The 20,354-nt window shown below is 68.7% G+C and carries 13 protein-coding genes; 7 read left to right on the top strand and 6 right to left on the bottom strand.

The features are described from left to right. Nucleotides 1-20 precede the first annotated feature (20 nt). Nucleotides 21-4,391 carry a DEAD/DEAH box helicase gene (locus AC3A6B_RS07370; protein WP_487836084.1) on the bottom strand — a complete coding sequence of 1,457 codons (4,371 nt, stop codon included), beginning with the start codon at nucleotides 4,389-4,391 and terminating at the stop codon, nucleotides 21-23. A 147-nt stretch (nucleotides 4,392-4,538) separates the two neighbouring features. Between AC3A6B_RS07370 and AC3A6B_RS07365 the strand changes: the two genes are divergently transcribed. Then, the gene (locus AC3A6B_RS07365) at nucleotides 4,539-8,036 is read left to right on the top strand and encodes an indolepyruvate ferredoxin oxidoreductase family protein (RefSeq protein WP_487836083.1); all 3,498 of its coding nucleotides are present in this window, start codon (nucleotides 4,539-4,541) and stop codon (nucleotides 8,034-8,036) included. A gap of 178 nt (nucleotides 8,037-8,214) precedes the next feature. On the opposite strand, the gene AC3A6B_RS07360 is transcribed toward AC3A6B_RS07365, so the two are convergent. Both AC3A6B_RS07360 and AC3A6B_RS07355 read right to left on the bottom strand, forming a co-directional pair. After that, nucleotides 8,215-8,745, bottom strand: a complete 531-nt coding sequence (locus tag AC3A6B_RS07360) for a protein-tyrosine phosphatase family protein (protein ID WP_487836082.1) — start codon at nucleotides 8,743-8,745, stop codon at nucleotides 8,215-8,217. 63 nt (nucleotides 8,746-8,808) lie between these two features. After that, nucleotides 8,809-9,720, bottom strand: coding sequence for a LysR family transcriptional regulator (locus AC3A6B_RS07355; RefSeq protein WP_487836081.1), 912 nt, complete (start codon nucleotides 9,718-9,720; stop codon nucleotides 8,809-8,811). Between the two features lie 90 nt (nucleotides 9,721-9,810). Between AC3A6B_RS07355 and AC3A6B_RS07350 the strand changes: the two genes are divergently transcribed. The 3 genes from AC3A6B_RS07350 to AC3A6B_RS07340 are packed head-to-tail and all read left to right on the top strand — an operon-like array spanning nucleotide 9,811 to nucleotide 12,547. Then, nucleotides 9,811-11,190 carry an acyclic terpene utilization AtuA family protein gene (locus AC3A6B_RS07350; RefSeq protein WP_487836080.1) on the top strand — a complete coding sequence of 460 codons (1,380 nt, stop codon included), beginning with the start codon at nucleotides 9,811-9,813 and terminating at the stop codon, nucleotides 11,188-11,190. Next, on the top strand, nucleotides 11,187-11,543 hold the full coding sequence (locus AC3A6B_RS07345; protein ID WP_487836079.1) for an AtuA-related protein: 357 nt from the start codon (nucleotides 11,187-11,189) through the stop codon (nucleotides 11,541-11,543). The genes AC3A6B_RS07350 and AC3A6B_RS07345 overlap by 4 nt, the downstream gene beginning before the upstream one ends. Nucleotides 11,544-11,581: 38 nt before the next feature. Next, complete coding sequence (locus tag AC3A6B_RS07340) at nucleotides 11,582-12,547, top strand: Bug family tripartite tricarboxylate transporter substrate binding protein (RefSeq protein WP_487836078.1); 966 nt, start codon at nucleotides 11,582-11,584, stop codon at nucleotides 12,545-12,547. A 10-nt stretch (nucleotides 12,548-12,557) separates the two neighbouring features. On the opposite strand, the gene aptA is transcribed toward AC3A6B_RS07340, so the two are convergent. Further along, entirely contained in the window at nucleotides 12,558-13,913 is a 1,356-nt protein-coding gene (gene aptA / locus AC3A6B_RS07335; RefSeq protein ID WP_487836077.1) for an omega-aminotransferase AptA, read from the bottom strand. Between the two features lie 92 nt (nucleotides 13,914-14,005). Between aptA and AC3A6B_RS07330 the strand changes: the two genes are divergently transcribed. Beyond that, nucleotides 14,006-14,974, top strand: coding sequence for a LysR family transcriptional regulator (locus AC3A6B_RS07330; protein WP_487836076.1), 969 nt, complete (start codon nucleotides 14,006-14,008; stop codon nucleotides 14,972-14,974). Nucleotides 14,975-15,018: 44 nt separating this feature from the next. Here AC3A6B_RS07330 and AC3A6B_RS07325 read toward each other — a convergent pair whose 3' ends face one another. After that, nucleotides 15,019-16,344: a TonB-dependent siderophore receptor gene (locus AC3A6B_RS07325; RefSeq protein WP_487836137.1), complete on the bottom strand. Its 1,326-nt coding sequence runs from the start codon at nucleotides 16,342-16,344 to the stop codon at nucleotides 15,019-15,021. A 95-nt stretch (nucleotides 16,345-16,439) separates the two neighbouring features. Between AC3A6B_RS07325 and dusA the strand changes: the two genes are divergently transcribed. Continuing rightward, entirely contained in the window at nucleotides 16,440-17,420 is a 981-nt protein-coding gene (gene dusA / locus AC3A6B_RS07320; protein WP_487836075.1) for a tRNA dihydrouridine(20/20a) synthase DusA, read from the top strand. Here the strand turns inward: dusA and AC3A6B_RS07315 are convergent, their stop codons facing one another. Continuing rightward, the gene (locus AC3A6B_RS07315; RefSeq protein WP_487836074.1) at nucleotides 17,421-18,068 is read right to left on the bottom strand and encodes a GntR family transcriptional regulator; all 648 of its coding nucleotides are present in this window, start codon (nucleotides 18,066-18,068) and stop codon (nucleotides 17,421-17,423) included. A gap of 125 nt (nucleotides 18,069-18,193) precedes the next feature. Here AC3A6B_RS07315 and scpA point away from each other — a divergent pair, with 125 nt between their 5' ends. Beyond that, nucleotides 18,194-20,353, top strand: a complete 2,160-nt coding sequence (gene scpA / locus AC3A6B_RS07310; protein ID WP_487836073.1) for a methylmalonyl-CoA mutase — start codon at nucleotides 18,194-18,196, stop codon at nucleotides 20,351-20,353. The last annotated feature ends 1 nt before the right edge of the window (nucleotide 20,354 follow it).

Here is a 20,354-nt window from a genome sequence, read left to right as displayed (position 1 = left end):
GCCCTGGCGCGCGGGGTCCCTCAGGCCGAGGCGGCTGTGGCCGCGCGCGCCGAGCGCAGCGCCGGCGACAGCGACAGCTCGCGCCGCGCCGCGTTCTCTTCCGCCGCGCTCATGGGCACCAGGATCTCGACCTGGTCCGCGACGATTGTCGCGATCGGTACGCCATCGCGGTACAACACGCGCGAGCCTGCGACCCGGGCAATCCTGGTGCCCGGGACGACCGTGCCGAGCAGGTTGGCGGGATCCGCCGCCGACAGGCAGACCAGGCTGTCGTCGGCCGGCCGGCGCCGCATCTGGCGCATGAGCCCGATGGCCTCGGGCAGCGCGAACTGCTCGCCGGACAGGCCTGCGATGAAGCGGCCGCCTCGGATCTCGCCGCGGGCTTCGAGCCGGCGGTAGGTGCGCACCAGGTCGCGCCACGGCGGCAGCCAGGCGGCCTCGCGCTCGAGCATGCTCCAGCACACCACGCCATAGCGGCGCAGCAGCACGCGCGCGACCTGTTCGATGGATTCGGGTGCATGGGTGCGCGGCGTCTCTTCGGTCGTCGCCAACCCAGGTTGCCGCGTCAGCAACCAGCGGCCCGCGTCCTCGATGCCGAACAGCGCGGCGCGGCGCCGGCGCTGCTGCTGCGCGTGCGTCGATGAACGCTTCGAGGCCGGCACCAGCAGGGCGCGCAGGCCTGCATAGCTGTCGCAGCGCACGCGGCCGCGGGCGACCAGTTCGCTCAATGCATCTTCCAGCTCGGTGCCGAGCAGGCGCGCGCCCTCGGCGATCTCGTCGAAGAAGGACGCGCCGTTGGCCGCCAGCCAGGCCGCGACGCGCTGTGCGCGCGAACCCAGTCCCGCGTCGTCGGCCGGCGCCGGTGCGAGGCCGTTCCAGAGCGCCGCGCTGCGCCGCGGGAGCAGCAGGATCGGCGTGGCGCGCAGCGACTGGCCGGCACCGCCCGCCGCGCGGCCCTCGTTGGCGGAAGGCCGCAGCCGCGTCCACAGCACACGCCCCGCCGTGCACAGGTCGTCGAGCCAGGCGCTGGCGTAGTCGTTGACGCGCGCCGGCAGCAGTTCGGCCTCCCACAGCGCGGCCGGCGCTTCGTAGCCTTCCAACTGGGCCAGCACGCCGGCTAGGGCTTCCGGGCCGCTGACACGGGCGGCCGCGCCGACGTGCTGCCATTCGAACAGGAAGCGCGCGAAGTCGCGCGGCTCGACCGGTTCGATCTCGCGCCGCAGGCGCCTGAGCGTGTAGCGGTGGATGCGCGCCAGCAGATGCCTTTCGCACCACTCGGGGCCGTCGGCGTGGGGCGTGAAGCGCCCTTGCAATACCTGGCCTTCGCTCTGCAAGCCCAGCAGCGCGGCTTCGACATCGGAGAGCGGCAGCCGCAGCTGCTGCGCCAGTTCGTTCGCCGAGACAGGGCCCAGCCCGGCCAGGCGCGATTGCAGCAGTTCGCGCAGCAGTTCGTCGCGGCTTCCGGAGGCCTGCGCATATTCGGCCGGCGCCTCGATGGGCGGCTGCATCGCGGCGCCGGGATACAGCGCCTGGGCCAGCGCCAGGCGCTCGGCCGCGACCCACAGGCCCGGCGACAGGCGCGTCGCGCGGCCTGCGCCGGCGAGCGCCTCCAGCCATGTCTTCCAGTTCGCGTCGCGGGCCAGGTCCTCGTCGTTGACCATGCCGAGGCCGCTCAACGCTTCGTGCATCTCGTCGGGGCTGCGAGGGTCGGGCCAGGCTTCCTCGCGCACGCCGTCGATGGCCTCCGGGTCGAGCCGGCCCATGTCGTCCGCGCTTTCCGGATCGGTGTAGCGGCGGCTTTGCACGGCCTGGGTGCGGCGCTCTTCCAGCGGCGCATCGTCGAGGTAGGCGTAGGGCCGCGCGTTCAGCACTTCCGCGGCGAGCGGCGAGGGCGCGGGAAGATCGCGCGCGTCGACCGTCACTTCGCCCGCTTCGATGCGGCGCAGCAGGCGCAGCCAGCCGTCGGCATCCATGGCCTCGTGCAGGCAGTCGTCCAGGGTCTGCGCGATCAGCGGGTGGTCGGGAATCTCGCGCTCGCCCGCGAGGTTCTCGGCGCAGGCGACCTGGTCCGGGAACACGGACGCCAGCAGGTCTTCGGACTTCATGCGCTGCAGCTGCGGCGCCACCTTGCGGCCACCAATGAAGCGCGGCAGCGCGAGCGCAGTGGTCGCATTCCAGCGCCAGCGCACGCCGAAGAGCGGCGCGTCCAGCAGCGCCTGCACCAGCACGTCCCGCGCCGTGGCGGAGTGCAGGTAGCGGGCCACTTCCGCGAGCGGAAAGCTGTGGCTGGTGGACAGCGAGAGCACGATCGCATCCTCGGTGGCCGCGGCCTGCAGTTCGAAGTTGAACTTGCGGCAGAAGCGCTTGCGCAGGGCCAAGCCCCATGCGCGGTTGAGGCGGCTTCCATAGGGCGAATGGATGACCAGCTGCATGCCGCCCGATTCGTCGAAGAAGCGCTCGATCACGATCCGATCCTGCGTCGGCACCGCGCCCAGCGCCGCCACGGTGCGCGCGAGGTGGTCGACGATCTGGCGTGCGGCTTCCTCGTGAAGGCCCAGGTCGCGCGCCAGCCGGCGCACCGCGGCCTCGACGCCGTGCGCGGCGATCTGCTGTCCGATCTCCTCGCGCAGCCGCGAGACGCCGAAGGAGAGCTCGTCGCTGCGCCCCGGCGCCTCGCCGAGCCAGAACGGGATATTGGGCGCCGCGCCATGCGCATCTTCGACGCGCACGCGGCCCGGCTCGATGCGCAGGATCCGGTAGCTGGTGTTGCCGAGCTGGAACACGTCGCCGGCCAGGCTCTCGACCGCGAAATCCTCGTTCACGGTGCCGATCTTGTGGGCCTGCGGTTCGAGCACCACGCTGTAGTCGCCGGTCTCGGGAATGGTGCCGCCCGAGGTGAGGGCGGTCAGGCGCGCGCCCTTGCGTTCGCGCAGGCGGTGATGGACCGCATCGCGATGCACATAGCCGGCGCGCGGTCCGTTGCGGGTGGCGAAGCCTTCGGACAGCATGCGCACCACGGCGGCGTAGTCCTCGCGCTTCAACTGCGCATAGGGCCAGGCGCGGCGCAGCAGCGCGAACAATTCGTCCTCGTCCCATTCGCGGCTCGCGGTCTCGGCCACGATCTGCTGCGCCAGCACATCGAGGGGCGCAGGCAGCACGTGCAAGGCATCGAGCTCGCCGCGGCGGATGCAGTCGAGCAGGGCCGCGCATTCGACCAGCTCGTCGCGCGACTGCGGAAACAGGCGCGCCTTGGGCGTGCCGCCCACCGCATGGCCCGAACGGCCGGCGCGTTGAAGGAAGGTGGCGATCGACCGGGGCGAACCCAATTGGCACACCAGGTCGACATCGCCGATGTCCAGGCCCAGCTCCAGCGAGGCGGTCGCTACCAGCACCTTCAGCTCGCCGCGCTTGAGGCGCTGTTCCGCGTCGAGGCGCGCCTCCTTCGCGAGGCTGCCGTGATGGGCCGCCACCGCTTCCTTCCCGAGGCGCTCGCCCAGATGCCGCGCCGCACGTTCGGCCATGCGCCGGGTGTTGACGAAGACCAGCGTGGTGCGGTGCAGGTGCACCAGCTCGGCGACGCGCGAATAGACCTGTTCCCACTGCTCGTTCGACATCACCGCCCCGAGCGGCACGGGCGGCAGCTCGAGCGCGAGATCGCGCTCCTTGGCATAGCCGATATCGACGATCTCGCAATCCGCAACGCCATCGGTCAGCGCACCGGCACCCACCAGGAAGCGCGCGACCTCGTCGATGGGCTTCTGCGTGGCCGACAGGCCGATGCGCGTCAGAGGCATCCCGCAGAGCGATTGCAGCCTTTCGAGCGACAGCGAAAGATGGCTGCCGCGCTTGTTGGCCGCAATCGCATGGATCTCGTCGACGATCACGGTGCGCACGGTCGACAGCATCCTGCGGCCCGATGCCGAACCGAGCAGCACGTACAGCGACTCCGGCGTCGTAACCAGGATGTGCGGAGGCTTGCGCAGGTTCTGCTGGCGATCCCTGGGCGCCGTATCGCCGGTGCGCACGGCGCTGCGGATCTCGAGGTCCGGCAGGCGCAGCGCGGCCAGTTCGGCGCGGATGCCCGCCAGCGGCACTTCCAGGTTCAGGTGGATGTCGTTGGACAGCGCTTTCAGCGGCGAGACGTAAACCACTGTCGTTTCGTCCGCGAGCCCCTCGGGCTTCAAGCCCTGGCGCACCAGGCCATCCAGCGCGGCGAGGAAGGCCGTCAGGGTCTTGCCCGATCCGGTGGGCGCGGCGACCAGCGTATGGCGGCCCGCCCGGATCGCGGGCCACGCCGCCGCCTGCGCCTCGGTGGGCGCAGCGAAGCTGCGGCTGAACCAGCCGCTGACGGCGGGGTGGAAGGCTTCGAGGGACACGGGCAGACCGGACATCGTAGCGGTCGGCGGGGCCGCCTGCCATGCCTGAGCAATTCGGGCCTTTGTCGCGAATGTCAAGTCAATCAAAAGGCTCCGCGGCGAAGCCATGCCGCTGACGCGCGGCAAGACTACTATTTGTTTTTGCGCACGATGAACGACGACATGAAACGCGACCCCGAGCCGGTTCCGGCAACGAGCTACCGGCTCGCCGACAACCGCAGCGCGCTTCAAGGACGCGTGTTCCTGACCGGCACGCAGGCGCTGGTGCGGCTCCTGCTCCTGCAGCGCAAATGGGATGAAGCGCACGGCCTGAAGACGGCCGGCTTCGTGAGCGGCTATCGCGGCTCGCCGCTCGCCGGCGTGGACGTCGAACTGTGGCGCGCCAAGGCCGATCTCGAGGCGCACGACATCCGCTTCCTGCCGGCCATCAACGAGGACCTGGCCGCCACGGCGCTGATGGGCACCCAGCAGGTGGGCGCCGATGCAGAGCGCAGCTTCGACGGCGTCTTCGGCATGTGGTACGGCAAGGGCCCCGGACTCGACCGGGCCGGCGATGCGCTGCGTCACGGCAATGCCGCGGGCACGACGCGCCAGGGCGGCGTGCTGGTGGTGGTCGGCGACGATCATGCGGCCGTCTCGTCCTCGATCCCGAATGCGAGCGAGCTGTCGCTGATGGGCTGGGGCATGCCGATCGTTCACCCTGCCTCCGTCGACGAGTACGACGCCTTCGGACTGTGGGGCTGGGCCGCATCGCGGCACGCCGGCCTCTGGGTTGCATTCAAGGCCATCTCCGAGACGGTGGAGAGCGGGCGCTCGATCGAGGTGGCGCCGCTGCCCGAGTTCACCGCGCCCGACGAGCCGCCCGGCGCCGCCGAGACGCGGGCCTACCGCAGCGACGACTTCCTGACGCCCGCCATCGAAGCGCGCCTGGCCGCGAGGCTGGAGGCGCTGAAGGCCTTCGCGCGGCTGAACTCGATCGATCGGCTGGTGGCGCCGGCGCCCGATGCGACGGCGGGCATCGTGGTGGTCGGCAAGTCCTTCCATGACCTGATGGAAGTGCTGCAGCGTTGCGGCATCGACGAAGCCGAATTGCAGCGCACCGGGGTGCGCATTTACAAGCCGGGCCTCTGCTTCCCGCTCGAATCGCAGCGCGCGCAGGACTTCTGTGCCGGCCTGCGCCATGTCCTGGTCATCGAGGAGAAGGCCTCGGTGGTCGAGCAGCAACTGAAGGAGCTGGTCTTCAACCAGCCGCAGCGGCCCACGGTCTGCGGCAAGCACGATCTGGCCGGCGGCGCGCTGCTGACGTGGGTGGGCCAACTGGGGCCGGCATCGATCGCGTCGGCATTGCGCACCTGGCTCGCCTCGATCGGGGACCCGCTCGCCGAGCGCATCGACGCGGGCCTGTTCGCGAAGCCCGCCTTGCTGTCGAACGCGTCCGACGGCATGCGCCGGCTGCCTTACTTCTGCTCTGGCTGCCCGCACAGCTCGTCGACCAAGGTGCCGGAAGGAAGCAAGGCCCTGGCCGGCGTCGGCTGCCACTACATGGCGAACTGGATGGACCGCAGCACCAGCGGCCTCACGCAGATGGGCGGCGAGGGCGCCGACTGGCTGGGCCATGCGCCCTTCACCGCGATGCCGCACATCTTCCAGAACATGGGCGAGGGCACGTATTTCCATTCGGGCTACCTGGCGCTGCGCCAGGCGGTCGCGAGCGGCGCGAACATCACCTACAAGATCCTGTTCAACGACGCGGTCGCGATGACCGGCGGCCAGCCGGTCGACGGCAGCATCTCCGTGCCACAGATCTGCACCCAGGTCGCGAGCGAAGGCGCGAAGCGCGTGGTCGTGGTCACCGACGACCCGGAGGCCTACCGCGGCGTGCGGCTGGAAGAAGGCGTGCAGGTGCACCACCGCCGCGACCTGGACGCGGTCCAGCGCGAGCTGCGCGAGATCGCCGGCGTCACGGTGCTGGTCTACGACCAGACCTGCGCGGCGGAAAAGCGGCGCCGGCGCAAGAAGAAGAGCTATCCCGATCCGGCCAAGCGCATGTTCATCAACGCCGCGGTGTGCGAAGGCTGCGGCGATTGCGGCGTGCAGTCCAACTGCCTGTCGGTCGCGCCGCTCGAAACGGAGTTCGGGCGCAAGCGGCAGATCGAGCAATCGAGCTGCAACAAGGACTATTCCTGTGCCGAAGGCTTCTGCCCGAGCTTCGTGACCGTGCTCGGCGGCGAGGTGCGCAAGAGCAGCACGGCCTTGTCGCCCGCGCCGGATCTGCATGCGCTGGCCGGGGCGCTGCCGCTGCCCGTGCTGCCGCAGGTCGACAGGCCCTTCGACATGCTGGTCGCGGGCGTCGGCGGCACGGGCGTGATCACCGTCGGCGCGCTGGTCACGATGGCGGCGCACCTCGAGGGCAAGGGCGCCTCCGTGCTGGACTTCACCGCGCTGGCGCAGAAGGGCGGCTCGGTCGTGAGCCATATCCGAATCGCCGGCCGGCCGGAGCTCCTGCATGCGGTGCGGGTGCAGCCGCAGCGCGCGCGCACGCTGATCGTGGCCGACATGGTGGTGGGGGCGCTGCCCGACGTGCTGGGCACGGTGAAGGAGGGCGGCACCCAGATCATCGTCAACTCCCACCTGCAGACCCTGGCCGAGTTCACGCGTTCGCCGGACCTTCCTTTCCGCCACGAAGCCCTGCTGCAGAAGTTCCGGGCGGCTGCCGGCGAAGCCCAGGTCCAGGCCCTCGATGCGCACGACGCTGCCAAAGCCCTGCTCGGCGATGCGATCGGCGCCAACATGCTGCTGCTCGGCTTTGCCTGGCAACGCGGTGGCGTGCCGATCGGGCTCGATGCGCTGATGCGGGCCGTCGAACTCAACGGCGTCGCGGTCGAGGCCAACAAGAAGGCCTTTGCCGCCGGGCGCCTGGCGGCACACGATCCGGCCTGGAAGGCGAAGCTGTCGGGCCGCGAAGGGACCGTGGTGCAGCTGATGCGGCCGCAAGGCCTGGAGAAGCTCATCGAGACCCGCGTGCGCTTTCTCGAGGACTACCAGAGCGCGTCGTATGCGAAGCGCTACCTGGATTTCGTGCGGCGGGTCGAGGCCGCCGAGCGCGCGGCCGCGCCCGAGGCGCGGAAGCTGCGCCTCACGGACGCCGTGGCCTGCAACCTCTTCAAGCTCATGGCCTACAAGGACGAGTACGAGGTGGCGCGCCTGTACACGCGACCGGAGTTCCTGGCCGATCTGCGCGCGCAGTTCGAAGGCGATTTCCAGCTCCAGTTCAATCTCGCGCCGACCTGGTTCGCGAAGCGGAATGCGCAAGGCGTGCCGACGAAGCGCGCCTACGGGCAGTGGGTGCTGGCCATGTTCAAGGGACTCGGCGCGCTGCGCCGGCTGCGCGGCACGCCTTTCGATCCCTTCGGCTACACGGCGGAACGCAGGCAGGAGCGGCAGTTGATCGCCGAGTACCGCCAACTCGTGGAGCGCCTGCTCGAGGGCTTGAACCCGGATCGGCTGGCCGACGCGGCACGCATTGCCGGCCTGGCGGAGAAGATCCGCGGCTACGGCCACATCAAGGACGAGAGCGTCCGCAGCTACCGGAAGGAGCTGGCTGCGGCGCTGGACGGCGCGCCGCATGGCCGCGCTGCGCCTGCCTTGAGGATGGCCTGAGCGAGAAAAATTCCGCAGCTGCGCGGCCGGACCGGCCGCCATCACCGATGCCCGCGGATTTTGCCCAATCCTTCACGCGGCCCTCGGGCCGTTTGCCCCGACACTGCGACCCAGGTTCTCTGGGGGATTGCTGACTGCAATCATTCGGCCCGCTTCGTGCGGGCCTTTTTTTTGCCTGTCAGCGTGGCCGACGGCCGTAGGCCAGCGTCTTGAAATCGTCGAAGCTCGGCAATGTCCAGTCGACGTCGTCGCGGGAGAAGCGATAGTCGTCGAGCCACGCCTTCCAGCAGGCGAACTGCGGCGGCGAGGGCGCCACGACGGGGCGCTGTTTCTTCATCAGTTCGAGCGCTTCGAGCGGCGGATGGCCGCGGTGCACCAGCAGGCACAGCGCCAGCGTGGCGGAACGGCCGATGCCGTATTCGCAGTGGATGAGCACGCGCTGCCCCGCGTCGAGGAACTCGTTCGCGAAGCGGATGCCGTGCTCGACGTCCCCCATCCGTACGCCGCACATGTCCTCGGTCGGCAGGTGCAGCAGCGCGATGCCGTGCCGGCGCAGCACGTGCGGATCGGGGATCGCTTCGCCGCGCAGGTCGATCACGGCCTGAATGCGATGCTCGCGCGCGAGCTGCTCCGCGAAGTCGTAGGGAAAGCTGCCGCCGACGGCGAGCAGATCGGTAATCCAGCTGAAGTTCGGTTGCCAAGTGTCCATGGAAGAAACCTAGCGCCTTCCGCCTGGCGTTTGCGTAGGCCGTTGTAGAAAGAGATCGCCTTGCTAGACCGACAGCGACCCCAGGCGCGCCACCACCATGTCGTGCAGCCCCCGTGCCGCCGCGGAAAGGCTGCCTTCGCGGCGCTGCACGAGGTAGATCCGGCGCGTGAGCTGGGGCATCGGCAGCGGCCGGGTCGCGATCGTCTCGCGCCGGAACTGGTAGAGCGTGAGCGTCGGGACGACGCTGATGCCGAGGCCGGCCTCGACCATGCCCATCACGGTGGCGAGCTGCTCGACCTCGAGCACGGTGTTCATGGCCAGCGGATGCAGCGCCGCCTCGAGCGCCTGCCGCACGCTGCTGTTGCGCGTCATGTGGATGAAGGGCCAGGGCGCGAGCTTGCGCAGCGTGAGCCGCGGCTCGGAAGCCAGCGGGTGGTCGGCCCGGCACACGAGATGAAAGCGATCGGTGCACAGCACGCGCATGCGCAGCTCGGCCGCGTCCGCGATGCGCGTGCCGCCCGAGGCCAGCGCGAAATCGGCCTGGCCGCCGCGCACCAGGTCGATGCAGGCATCGGACAGCTGGTCGCTCAGGACCAGCTCGATGCCCGGCCAGGTCTGGTGGAACTCGGCGAACAGCGCCGGCAGCCAGCCGGCCGCGAGCGAGGGCAGGGCTGCGATATGCACGCGACCCTTGCGCCGCTCCACGTGATCGCCCAGGTCGCCGAGCGCCCGGCCCATGTCGGCGAGCAGGCGGCGCGCCGAGGGTTCGAACAGCCGGCCCTCGGGCGTCAGCTGCACGCTGCGCGTGTTGCGGTCGAACAGGCGCGTGCCCACCGATTCCTCGAGCGCGCGGACCAGGGTGCTGAAGGCCGGCTGGGAGAGATGGCAGGCTGCAGCGGCCCGCGTGAAATGGCGCAGATCGGCAAGCGCGAGAAAGGCGCGCAGCTGTCGGGCGGAAAGGTCTGGGGATGCCATTGATTCGAATGGTGAATGAATCCATCCAAACTTTCGATTGTACGGATGAGGCTCAAGAACCTACATTCACCGCATGACGAGACCGGAGACATGAGCAAGCTGCCCGCTTCCCCCTTGCTGGTCGGCTGTGCGGCCGGCTTTTCGGGCGACCGCACCGATGCCGCCGGCCCGGTGGTGGACACGCTGATCGCGCGCCTGCGGCAGGGCCCCCCGGAGCAGCGCGCCTTCCTGATCTTCGAAACCCTGGCCGAGCGAACGCTGGCGCTGGCGCAGCTGCGCCGGCGCGCCGATCCCGAAGCGGGCTATGAGCCGCTGCTCGACGCGATGCTGCGCCCGGTGCTTGCGCGTTGCCTGGCGCACGGCATTCGCATCGTCAGCAACTTCGGTGCGGCGAATCCGCGCGCGGCCGCCCGCCACATCGCCCGCATGGCGCGCGAGCTCGGCACTCCCGCGCCGCGCATTGCGGTGGTGGAGGGCGACGACCTGTCGGCGCCCGCGCAGCGCGCGCTGCTGCGCCAACAGCTGGGCGCCGAGATGGACCGCATGCGCCTGGTCAGCGCCAACGCCTACATCGGCGCCGAACCGATCGCCGCCGCGCTCGATGCCGGCGCCCACATCGTGGTCTGCGGGCGCGTCGCCGATCCATCGCTGACGGTGGGGCCGGCCTTGTCGCACTTCGGCTGGCGTGCCGACGACTGGGACCGGCTCGCACGCGCCACCATGGCCGGCCATCTGCTCGAATGCGGCGCCCAGGTCTGCGGCGGCTACTTTGCCGATCCGGGCTACAAGGACGTGCCGGGCCTGGAGGCGATCGGATTTCCGATTGCCGAAATCGACGGCGACGGCCGCTGCGTCATCGGCAAGGCCGATGCTTCCGGCGGTTTGCTCAGCGAGGCCACGGTCAAGGAGCAACTGCTCTACGAGGTGCACGACCCGGCGGCCTACCTGACGCCGGACGTGGTGGCCGACATCGGCGAAGCCGAGGTGAGCGCAGTCGGGGCCGACCGCGTCGCGCTCTCCGGCGTGCGCGGCCATGCGCGGCCTGCCGACTACAAGGTCAACGTCTGCTACGAGGGCGGCTGGCTGGCCGAAGGCGAGATCTCCTACGCCGGCGCGCGCGCCGAGGCGCGGGCACGGCTGGCCGCCGACATCCTGCGCAAGCGGCTCGCCGGCCTCGCGCTGCGGGTCGACCTGATCGGCGCGATCAGCATCTTCGCGGACGACGCCGGCCGCATGCTGGACGCGCTGCCTGGGAGCGGCGCGCGCGACGTGCGGCTGCGCGTGGCCGCCACGCACGAGGACCGCGGCGAAGCCGAGCGGCTCACGCGCGAGGTGATGGCGCTCTACACCTGCGGGCCGGCCGGCGGCGGCGGCGTGCGCACGGCGCTCACGCCGCGGCTCAACACGCGCTCCTGCCTGCTGCCGCGGGCGCTAGTGCCGGTGCGCTTCGAGATGGTGGAGGCGGCATGACGCAGACGCACAAAGTCGCGCTCTTCCGCGCCGCCCACGGCCGCACCGGCGACAAGGGCAACCGCTCCAACATCAGCGTGATCGCCTGGCATCCGGAGCTCTATCCCTTGCTGGTCGCGCAGCTCACGCCCGAGGCCGTGGCCGCGCAGTTCGGCCACCGGCAACCGAGCCGCGTGCAGCGCTTCCTGCTGTCCAAGCTGCACGCGATGAACTTCGTGCTCGACGACGTACTGGACGGCGGCGTCAACGATGCGCTGAACCTCGATGCGCACGGCAAGGCGCTGTCCTTCCTGCTGCTGGAGATGTGCATCGAGGTGCCTGCCTCGCTGGCGCATCGCCTGGCCGGCACCTGACTTTTCCATTCATTCATTCATCCAGGAGACACAACACCATGATTCGCTTTCGATCCCCGACGCTGGCCTTGGCCGCCCTGTTGGCTGCCGGCGCCGCCATGGCGCAGACCTTTCCCGACAAGCCTGTCACCTTCGTCGTGCCTTTCGCCGCCGGCAGCGCGACCGACCAGATCGCGCGTGCGCTCGGCAACGGCGTGACGGCGGAGACCAAGCAGCCGGTGGTGATCGACAACAAGGCCGGCGCCAGCGGCTTCATCGCCTCGCAGCAGGTGGCGAAGGCGCCGCCCGACGGCTACACGGTGCTGATCACCACCAACACCACGCATGCCGCCAACGAGCACCTGTTCAAGAAGCTGCCCTACGACCCGGTGAAGGACTTCAGCCCGATCGCGGCTTTGGGCAAGGGCGGCCAGATCATGGTGGTGAATCCGAACTCGCCGGCCAAGACGGTGGCCGAGTTCGTCGCGCTGGCGAAGAAGGAGCCCGGCAAGCTGAGCTTCGGCAGCGGCAGTTCTTCGAGCCGCATGGCCGGCGAGCTGCTGCAGCAGCTGGCCGGCATCAAGCTGCTGCACGTGCCCTACAAGAGCAACCCGCTCGCGGTGACCGATCTGCTGGGCGGCCAGATCGACATGATGATCACCGACACCGCGACCGGCCTGCCGCAGGTCAAGGCCGGCAAGCTGCGTGCGCTCGGCGTCTCGGGCGCGCAGCGCTCGCCGCTGGCGCCGGAGGTCCCGACCATCGCGGAAGCCGGCGTCAAGGGCTACGAGATGGGCTACTGGTTCGCGGCCTACGCGCCCGCGAAGACGCCGCCGGCGGTGGTCAAGCGGCTCAACGAGCTGCTGGTGAAGGCGGCGAAGAGCGAGGGGGCGAAGACCGCCTTCTACGAGCCGAGCGGCACCGAGGTGTTCACCACCTCGCCCGAGGAGCTCGCGAAGTTCCAGCACGGCGAATCGCAGAAGTGGGGCCGCATCGTCAAGGCGGCAGGCATCGAGGCGGAGTAAGCGCGTCGATTCAAGCGGTCTCTGCGAGCGCGTCGCCCAGCGCATTGACCAGGCGGTCGATCTCGGCCTTCTCGGCGATGAAGGGTGGCGCGAGCTGGATGGTGTCGCCGCCGTAGCGCACGTAGAAGCCCTTCTTCCAGCAGTTCATCGCGATCTCGTAGGGCCGGCGTGCCGGCTCGCCGGGCAGGGGGGCGATCGTGAGGCCGGCGGCCAGCCCGAAGTTGCGGATGTCGGCCACGTGCTTGCTGCCCTTGAGGCTGTGCACGGCGTTCTCGAAATGCGGCGCCAGCGCCTTCACGCGGCCGGGCATGTCTTCCTTCTGCAGCACGTCGAGCGCGGCGATGCCGGCAGCGCAGGCCACCGGATGCGCGGAGTAGGTGTAGCCGTGCGGGAACTCGAGCATGTAGTCGGGGCCGCCGGCCGCCATGAAGGTGTCGTAAATCTCCTTGCTCGCGATCACCGCGCCCAGCGGCTGCGCGCCGTTGGTGACCTGCTTGGCCACGTTCATGATGTCCGGCACCACGCCGAAGGCATCGGCTCCGGTGAGCGCGCCGCAGCGGCCGAAGCCGGTGATGACCTCGTCGAAGATCAGGAGGATGTTGTGGGCGGTACAGATCTCGCGCAGCCGCTGCAGGTAGCCGCGCGGCGGGATCACCACGCCGGCCGAGCCCGCGAAGGGCTCGACGATCACGGCCGCGATGTTCGATGCATCGTGCAGCGCGATCAGCTCGAGCAGGCGCTCGGCCAGTTCGGCGCCGTGCTCGGGCATGCCGCGCGAGAAGGCGTTGGATGCGAGCTGCGTGTGCGGCAGGTGATCCGCTTCCACGCCCTGGCCGAAAAGCTTGCGGTTGGCGCCGATGCCGCCGACCGAGATGCCGCCGAAGTTCACGCCGTGGTAGCCCTTCTCGCGGCCGATCAGCCGCGTCTTGCCGGCGAGCCCCTTGGTGCGCCAGTAGGCGCGCGCCATCTTGAGCGAGGTGTCTGCGGCCTCGGAGCCCGAGCCGGTGAAGAACACGTAGTCGAGGCCCGCGGGCGTGAGTTCCTTGAGCTTGTTGGCGAGTTCGAAGGAGAGGGGGTGGCCGTGCTGGAAGGCCGGCGCGTAGTCGAGCTTGGCGATCTGGCGGCTCACGGCCTCGGTGATCTCGGGGCGGCCGTGGCCCAGGCCCGAGCACCACAGGCCCGAGAGGCCGTCGAAGATCTTGCGGCCGTCGCCGTCGGTGAAATAGGCGCCCTTGGCTTCCACGATCATGCGCGGGTCGGCCTTGAAGTTGCGGTTGCCGGTGTAGGGCATCCAGTGCGCGTCGAGCCAGGCGGCGTCGGTGCGCTGGGCAGGGTTCGGTTCGAGGGCGGTCGATGCGGTGCTCATGGGCGCTTCCGAAAGGTGATGGGAATACGTCGATTGTTCGCACGGCATTCAGTGTGGAGAATGGTGCAATATCAATCTTCACTTGACGATCCATGCAAGTAAAAGCGCCGCGCGAAGGCGCCGCCAGGAACCGCGCCGTGCTCGGCCAGCTGAGCGACATGGACCTGCGCCTGCTCAAGGTGTTCAAGAGCGTGGCCGAGTGCGGCGGCATGGCGGCCGCCGAACTGGAGCTCAATATCGGCACCTCCACCGTGAGCCGGCATGTGAAGGATCTCGAGACCCGGCTCGGCCTGGTGCTGTGCCGGCGCGGGCGGGCCGGCTTCTCGCTCACCGCCGAGGGCCAGCGCGTCTACGACGAGACGCTGCGCCTCCTGGCCTCGGTCGACGCCTTCCGCGGCAGCATAGACGACATCCACAACCGCATGGGCGGGCAGCTCGACGTGGCGTTGTTCGACAAGACTGCGAGCAACCCGCAGGCGCGCATCAGCGAGGCCATCGCCCGCTTCACGCAGCTCGCGCCCGAGGTGAGCCTGAGCGTGCACGTGGGGTCGATCAGCGCCATCGAGCAGGGCGTGCTGGAGGGCAAGTTCCAGATCGGCATCATCCCGGCGCACCGCACCTCGAAGAGCCTGGTCTACGCCGACCTGTTCGGCGAGACCATGCTGCTGTACTGCGGCGCGGGGCATCCGCTCTTCGACAGCAGCCACGCGAAGCTGAGCTGGGCGCGGCTGCGCGAGCATCACTTCGCCGGGCTCGGCTACCACTCGCCCAACATGCAGCTCAGCCATCGCGCGAAGCTCACGCGCAAGGCCACCGGCTTCGACCAGGAGGCGATCGCCACCTTGATTCTCTCGGGGCGCTTTCTCGGCTTCCTGCCCGATCACTATGCGCAGGCCTTCGAGCAGCGTGGCCTCATGAAGGCCGTGCTGCCGGCGCGCTTCAACTACAGCTGCCGCTTCGTCAGCGTGCTGCGGCGTTCGCCCAAGCCTTCGCGCGCGGTGCTGGCTTTCCAGGCCTGCCTCGCGGCGGCGCATGCGCCTCGGGAGAGCCCTGCCCGCTGACGGGCCCGGTGCGGGGCGTCGGCTGGGGCTCCCGGATACCCTGCCTAGAAATCAAGCTTGGCGCTCACGCTGAGGGTGCGCGGGTCGCCGGGCTTGATGTAGTTCGCATACTGGTATTCCCAGTAGCGCTTGTTGGCGACGTTGTTGATCGCCACGCGGAAGGTCGTGTCGTGGCCACTGATGCGCGTCGCGTAGCTCGCGCCGATATTTGCAACCGAGTAGCCGGCGAGCTTCAGCTGGTTGGAGGCGTTGAGCATGGTGCCGCCCGTGTACTTCGCGTCTGCCGACAGCTTGAGACCCGGCACCTGCGGCACCGCATAGGACAGCTGCGCCGTGGCCACGAAGTTCGGCGCGCCCGCCACGCGGTTGCCGACAAAGTCGCTGCCGCGCTGGTAGGAAGTGTCGAGGAACATCAGGTTGCCGCCGAGCTGCCATTGCGAGCCCAGGCGGGTGGCGGCACCCAGTTCGAGGCCCTGGTAGATGGACTGCCCGTCCTGCACGAGGACGTTCTGGCTGTTCGCGTATTCGGCGCCGCGTTCGATGCGGAACAGGGCGGCCGTCGCGCTCCAGCGATCGCGCTGGGTCTTGATGCCCAGCTCGTACTGCTTGCTCTTGAGCGGATTCAGGAGGTCACGGAAGTTGGCATAGGTGATGCCGACCGAGGCGCCTTGCTCGAGGGATTCGACATAGCTGGTGTAGAGCGTGGTGTCCGGCGCCGGCTTGAACATCAGCGCCAGCGTGGTCGTCACCACGCCGTCCTTGGTGTATTGCGAGGACCTGGCGCCGGCGATGCTGTAGCTGTTCTGCTCGTATTTGGTGCTGCGCAGGCCCAACAGCGCGGACCACTGGTCCGAGAGCTTCACGGTGTCGCTGGCGAAGATCGCGCGCTGCGTGATGTCGCTGTCGCGGTAGACCGAGAAGTCGGTCACGCTGGCATAGCTATTGGTGTTCTGCGTGTAGAGATTGCCGGTGCCGATCTGCTGGTAGACAGCGTTGCTGCTGTAGTCGTTGGCCTGCTTCTGCCAGGACGCGCCCAGCGTCAGCTGATGCTCGATGGCACCGGTGCGCAACACGCCGTGCGCCATTGCCTGCCACTGGTCGAAGCGATGGCCCTCGCTGCTGTCGGAGCGGAAGTCGTTGTAGTTGCCGCTCGGATCCAGCAGGTAGGCGATGCCTTCGTTGCGACTGCGAGCGGCCGCGCTGTGGCTGTAGCTGGTGCTCAGTGTCCAATCGGGCGAGAGCCTGTACTGGAGCCCGGTCGAGTAGAGCTTCAAATCGGTGTCGAGGTGCTGTCCGGGCCCGACGAGGCGCTGGTTGTCGCCTCGGATTGCGGTGGGCAGCTGTGCCCCGACATAGCTGCCGGTGAAGATCGACGGGGTCTGGTCCGTGGAGTTGCGCTTCTGGTAGAGCGCATCGAATGGCGTGAGAAACTACGGGCTTCCGCCTTTCGAGCGCATCTAAGTTGTTGAATCACAAAGAGAAGATCATCTCGGTCGCACCGATGATGGACTGGACCGACCGTCACTGCCGATACTTCCACCGGCTGCTGACACGCCGCGCCTTGCTCTACACCGAGATGGTGACTACCGGCGCGCTGGTGCATGGCGACGTGCCGCGCCACCTTCGTTTCAACGCCGAGGAACATCCGGTCGGACTGCAGCTCGGCGGCAGCGAGCCGGCCGACCTGGCGCACTGCGCCAGGCTTGGCGAGGAATGGGGCTACGACGAGATCAACCTCAACTGCGGCTGTCCGAGCGAACGCGTGCAACGCGGCGCTTTCGGCGCTTGCCTCATGAACGAGCCTCAGCTGGTGGCCGACTGCGTGAAGGCGATGGTCGACGTGGTGAAGGTGCCGGTCACCGTCAAGCACCGCATCGGCATCGACAAGACCGAAAGCTACGAGTTCGTGCGCGATTTCGTCGGCGCGGTGAGCGAGGCGGGCTGCCTCACCTTCATCGTCCATGCGCGCAACGCCTGGCTCAAGGGCCTGTCGCCCAAGCAGAACCGCGAGGTGCCGCCGCTGCGCTATGAACTCGTGCACCGGCTCAAGCACGACTTTCCCGAGCTCATCTTCTCGATCAACGGCGGCTTCGACGACAACGCGCAGATGCACGCGCACCTGCGCCTGCTCGACGGCGTGATGATCGGGCGCGAGGCCTATCACAACCCGTGGTGGCTCAGCGAGTGGGACGCGGTCTTCTACAAGGAAGCGCCGTCCGCGCTCACGCGCGAAGAGGTCGAGTTGAAGATGTGCGACTACATGGCGCGCGAGGCGGCCGAGCACGGCACGCCGTGGTCGAACATCGCGCGCCACATGCTCGGCCTGCGCAACGGTCTCGCAGGGGCGCGCCGCTGGCGGCAGGTGTGGAGCGACCACAAGCTCAAGGCGCTGGCGCCGCACGACGTGATGGCGCTCGCGCACGAGCCGGTGGCGCAGGCGGCCTGATCAGGTCGCTGCTTCCAAGCCGTTCCTGAAGTGCTGCTGCATGCGCGCAATGGCAGCGGCCGGATCGCGCGCCTGGATCGCGGCCATGATCGCGCGGTGCTCCTTGAGCGACTCGGCGATGCGGCCGGACTTCAACAGCGAGTTGTGCCGGTTGAGCTTCATCACCTTGCGCAGGTCGGCCACCATCTGGTCGCGCCAGCGGTTGTCGGCGATGGCCAGCAGCCGCATGTGGAAGCGCTCGTTGACCGCGAAGAAGTGGGCACGGTCCACCTTGCCGGGGGCGGCAGCGGCTTCGAGCTCGGCGTGCAGCGCTTCCAGCTCGGCCAGCTGCGCTTCGGAAACCTGTTCAGCCACCACGCCGGCGGCATCGCTTTCGAGCAGGCTCAGCAGGTGATAGACGTCGGCCAGGTCTTTCTCGGACACCTCGGTCACGTAGGCGCCCCGCCGCACTTTCATCGTGACCAGGCCCTCCGCCGCCAGCACCTTCAGCGCCTCGCGCAGCGGCGTGCGGCTGATGCCGTATTCCTCCGCCAGCTTGAGTTCGTCGATCCAGCTGCCGGGTTCGAGCTCGCGGTTGAAGATGCGCTGGCGCAGCAGCTCCGCCACCTCTTCATAGAGGGCGCGCGGGGTCAGGGTGAGGGCGGACATGCCCGGAATGTACCGCAAGTACGGATACTGAATTAATAATTACAGATGGGTTAGACTCGCCTTGAACTGTCTCGCCCCTGCGCGGACACTCCTCGACACTTGCACGACCTCGCAAAGCGGCGCCCATGAGCAAATCCGAACCGAACTTCAAAACCGCGACCCTCGACGCCTGGACCCACGCCGCTGCCAAGTCGGCCCCGGGCGGAGACCTGGCGGCGCTGAACTGGATCACGCCCGACGGCATCACCGTCAAGCCGCTCTACACCGCCGCCGACCTGCAGGGCCTGAAGTACACCGACACGCTGCCCGGCTTCGAGCCCTACCTGCGCGGACCGCAGGCCACCATGTACGCGGTGCGCCCGTGGACCATCCGGCAGTACGCGGGCTTCTCGACCGCCGAGGAGTCGAATGCCTTCTATCGCAAGGCACTGGCCGCGGGCGGGCAGGGCGTGAGCGTGGCCTTCGACCTGGCGACACACCGCGGCTACGACAGCGACCATCCGCGCGTCACGGGCGACGTCGGCAAGGCCGGCGTCGCGATCGACAGCGTGGAAGACATGAAGATCCTGTTCGACCAGATCCCGCTCGACAAGGTCAGCGTCTCCATGACCATGAACGGCGCGGTGCTGCCGGTGCTCGCGGGCTACATCGTGGCGGCCGAGGAGCAGGGCGTGGCGCAGGACCAGCTCTCGGGGACGATCCAGAACGACATCCTCAAGGAGTTCATGGTCCGCAACACCTACATCTTCCCGCCCGAACCCTCAATGCGCATCATCGGTGACATCATCGAGTACACGGCCCAGAAGATGCCGAAGTTCAATTCGATCTCCATCAGCGGCTATCACATGCAGGAGGCCGGCGCCAACCAGGCGCTCGAACTCGCCTTCACGCTGGCCGACGGCAAGGAGTATGTCAAGACCGCGCTGGCCAAGGGCCTGGACGTCGACGGCTTCGCCGGGCGCCTGAGCTTCTTCTGGGCCATCGGCATGAACTTCTACCTCGAGGTGGCGAAGATGCGCGCGGCGCGCCTTCTGTGGTGCCGCATCATGAAGGAGTTCAACCCCAAGAACCCCAAGAGCCTGATGCTGCGCACCCACTGCCAGACATCGGGCTGGAGCCTCACCGAGCAGGACCCGTACAACAACGTGGTGCGCACCACCATCGAGGCGATGGCGGCGGTGTTCGGCGGCACGCAGAGCCTGCACACCAATGCGCTCGACGAAGCCATCGCACTGCCGACCGAGTTCAGCTCGCGCATCGCGCGCAACACGCAGCTCATCATCCAGGAGGAGACGCACATCACGAGCGTGATCGACCCTTGGGCCGGCAGCTACATGATGGAAAAGCTCACGCAGGACATGGCCGATGCCGCTTGGGCGATCATCGAAGAGGTCGAGGCCATGGGCGGCATGACCCGCGCGGTCGACAGCGGCTGGGCCAAGCTCAAGATCGAGGCGGCCGCGGCCGACAAGCAGGCCCGCATCGACTCGGGCCGCGACGTGATCGTCGGCGTCAACAAGTACAAGCTCGAGACCGAAGACACGCACGACATCCTGCAGATCGACAACGTCAAGGTGCGCGACGGGCAGATCGCCAGGCTCAAGGCCATCCGAGAGAAGCGCGACGGCGCCGCGGTGCAGGCAGCGCTCGACGCGCTCACGGCAGCGGCCGAAAGCGGCAAAGGCAACCTGCTCGCGCTGAGCATCCAGGCGGTGCGGCTGCGCGCCACGGTCGGCGAGATCAGCGATGCGCTCGAAAGGGTCTACGGCCGGCACCGCGCCGACACGCAGAAGGTGACCGGCGTCTATGCCGCCGCCTACGACTCGGCTGAAGGCTGGGAAGCGCTGCAGCACGAGATCGCGGCCTTCGCCGAAGAGCAGGGCCGGCGCCCGCGCGTGATGATCTCCAAGCTCGGCCAGGACGGTCACGACCGCGGCGCCAAGGTCGTCGCCACGGCCTTCGCCGATCTCGGCTTCGACGTCGACATGGGGCCGCTGTTCCAGACCCCCGAGGAGTGCGCGCGCCAGGCGATCGAGAACGACGTGCATGCGGTGGGTGTGAGCACCCTCGCCGCCGGCCACAAGACGCTGGTACCGGCGATCATCCAGGAGCTGAAGAAGCAGGGCGCCGACGACATCATCGTGTTCGTGGGCGGCGTGATTCCGCGCCAGGACTACGACTTTCTGTACGAGGCGGGCGTCAAGGGCATCTACGGTCCGGGCACGCCGATTCCGGCCAGCGCCAAGGACGTGTTGGAACAGATTCGCGCGGCGGTCGCCGCCTGAG

The organism is Variovorax sp. Soil_C_33 (genome assembly GCF_057656935.1).
This window is presented reverse-complemented; position numbering and strand designations above follow the sequence as displayed.

Coding starts and splice junctions, on each gene's coding strand:
- AC3A6B_RS07370 (WP_487836084.1), bottom strand. CDS start 4,391: ATGTCCGGTCTGCCCGTGTCCCTCGAAGCCTTCCACCCCGCCGTCAGC.
- AC3A6B_RS07365 (WP_487836083.1), top strand. CDS start 4,539: ATGAAACGCGACCCCGAGCCGGTTCCGGCAACGAGCTACCGGCTCGCC.
- AC3A6B_RS07360 (WP_487836082.1), bottom strand. CDS start 8,745: ATGGACACTTGGCAACCGAACTTCAGCTGGATTACCGATCTGCTCGCC.
- AC3A6B_RS07355 (WP_487836081.1), bottom strand. CDS start 9,720: ATGGCATCCCCAGACCTTTCCGCCCGACAGCTGCGCGCCTTTCTCGCG.
- AC3A6B_RS07350 (WP_487836080.1), top strand. CDS start 9,811: ATGAGCAAGCTGCCCGCTTCCCCCTTGCTGGTCGGCTGTGCGGCCGGC.
- AC3A6B_RS07345 (WP_487836079.1), top strand. CDS start 11,187: ATGACGCAGACGCACAAAGTCGCGCTCTTCCGCGCCGCCCACGGCCGC.
- AC3A6B_RS07340 (WP_487836078.1), top strand. CDS start 11,582: ATGATTCGCTTTCGATCCCCGACGCTGGCCTTGGCCGCCCTGTTGGCT.
- aptA (WP_487836077.1), bottom strand. CDS start 13,913: ATGAGCACCGCATCGACCGCCCTCGAACCGAACCCTGCCCAGCGCACC.
- AC3A6B_RS07330 (WP_487836076.1), top strand. CDS start 14,006: ATGCAAGTAAAAGCGCCGCGCGAAGGCGCCGCCAGGAACCGCGCCGTG.
- AC3A6B_RS07315 (WP_487836074.1), bottom strand. CDS start 18,068: ATGTCCGCCCTCACCCTGACCCCGCGCGCCCTCTATGAAGAGGTGGCG.
- scpA (WP_487836073.1), top strand. CDS start 18,194: ATGAGCAAATCCGAACCGAACTTCAAAACCGCGACCCTCGACGCCTGG.